We start from the raw sequence: 1,511 nt of genomic DNA, 5'->3' as shown, positions 1-1,511 counted from the left end.
CTAGTACCTCGGCACAGAGGTTTTGAAGGGTTCAGGCCGCAGCGGCCACTGCTGCTTGGGCCTGGGGGTATGCTCGCCCGAGCTTGGTGCGGGCGCTGTCTATAGTGAAGCGCCAGCGGACGCGGGCACCCTTCTTGTTGCGCATCCTCTCCCATCGGGCCACCTCCCGTTTCAAGGTGAGCTTGTTGCTAATTCGCCTGTCCAGGCATTGGCGGGTGAGCACGCTGATTTCAATCTCCACCATGTTCAGCCAGCTGGCGTGCTTGGGGACGAAGTGGAACTCCAGCTTCTTCAGAATCCTCCGGGCCTCCTGGGGCGGGAAAGCTTCATAGAGGGCGCCAGGGCTGTGCGTGGAGAGGTTGTCGAGCACCACGCGGATGGTTTCCGCCTCCGGGTAGTGCACGTCCACCAGGGCACGCATCTGCAGCGCGAAGTCCTTGGCGGTCCGCTGGTCCGTGACTTCTACGTGGCGCCAGGCGCGGTGCACGTCCAGAAGGACGAAGAGGTTCACCGTCCCATTGCGCTGGTACTCGTAGTCGTAACGGCGGGGCGTGCCGGGCATGGCCGGCAAGGGCGTGCGGACTTCTCCAATCAGCTGGTTGGGAGTCTCATCGAAGCAGACCACCGGCCTCTTGGCGTCTGGTGGCTCGGCGTAGAGTTCCAGCACGTCCTCCATTCGGGCGACGTACTCGGCGTCCACTTTCGGGATGCACCACATGCGTTGCTGCCAGGGCTTGAGTTCGTTCTCCTCCAGCCGTCGGCGGACTGTTTCCCGCGAGAGGTCTTCGTGCTCGGTCAGCCGCACCAGTTCATCGGCCAGCAACTGAAGCGTCCACCGCGCACGCCCCTTGGGTGGCGTCGAGCAGGCGGTGGCCACCAGCAGCGCCTCCTGCTTGCCAGTCAGCTTGCGCGAGGCCCCGGGCCGCTGCCTTTCGTGAAGGGCGTGGTCCACGCCGCCTTCCACGAACCGCCGCTTGACCCGGTACACCGTCGAGACGCTCACCCGGACACTCCTGGCAATCTGCTCGTCGGTGACTCCGACATGGGCTGCCAGCAGAATCTGCGCACGCTTGACGTGGCGCACCCGCCCAGTGCCGCCGCTCACCAGCGCCTCCAACTCCGACTTCTCCTCGGCGGCCAGGGTGACGAGGTAACGTACATTCATGCGCTCCGACTCCGTGAAAGAGGAGTCGGACTACCTCGCGGCCTCCGTGTCGATTCCCTTCTCAACCCATCCCTTCACGGACCTTCAAGGCCAGTACCTGGCCTTCATCCACGCCTACACGAAGCTCAACAGGCGCCCTCCCGCCGAAGCCGACATGCAGCGATATTTCGGCACCACTCCTCCCACCGTCCACCGCATGGTGCTGGAGCTTGAACGCCGGGGGCTCATCCGGCGCAGCGCCGGACAGGCCCGCAGCATTGAACTGCTGCTGGCCCCGGAACTTCTGCCCGTCCTACGCTGAGTCGCTCAAAACCAATCGGTCAGAACCTCTGTGCCGAGGTACTAG

General features: G+C 64.3%; 2 protein-coding genes. One reads left to right on the top strand and one right to left on the bottom strand.

Annotation, left to right across the window (positions count from 1 at the left end; all coding sequences use genetic code 11):
- Positions 1 to 31: 31 nt before the first annotated feature.
- Entirely contained in the window at positions 32 to 1,165 is a 1,134-nt protein-coding gene (locus HUA78_RS45630) for an IS630 family transposase (protein WP_174479119.1), read from the bottom strand.
- Between HUA78_RS45630 and HUA78_RS45625 the strand changes: the two genes are divergently transcribed.
- A complete protein-coding gene (locus tag HUA78_RS45625; protein WP_174464037.1) occupies positions 1,164 to 1,466 on the top strand; it encodes a LexA family transcriptional regulator in 303 nt (100 codons plus the stop codon). The two genes, HUA78_RS45630 and HUA78_RS45625, sit on opposite strands and share 2 nt — an antisense overlap.
- Positions 1,467 to 1,511: the final 45 nt, after the last annotated feature.

The sequence above is a fragment of the Myxococcus sp. CA033 genome, assembly GCF_013336625.1.
Classification (GTDB): Bacteria; Myxococcota; Myxococcia; order Myxococcales; family Myxococcaceae; genus Myxococcus; species Myxococcus llanfairpwllgwyngyllgogerychwyrndrobwllllantysiliogogogochensis.
This window is presented reverse-complemented; position numbering and strand designations above follow the sequence as displayed.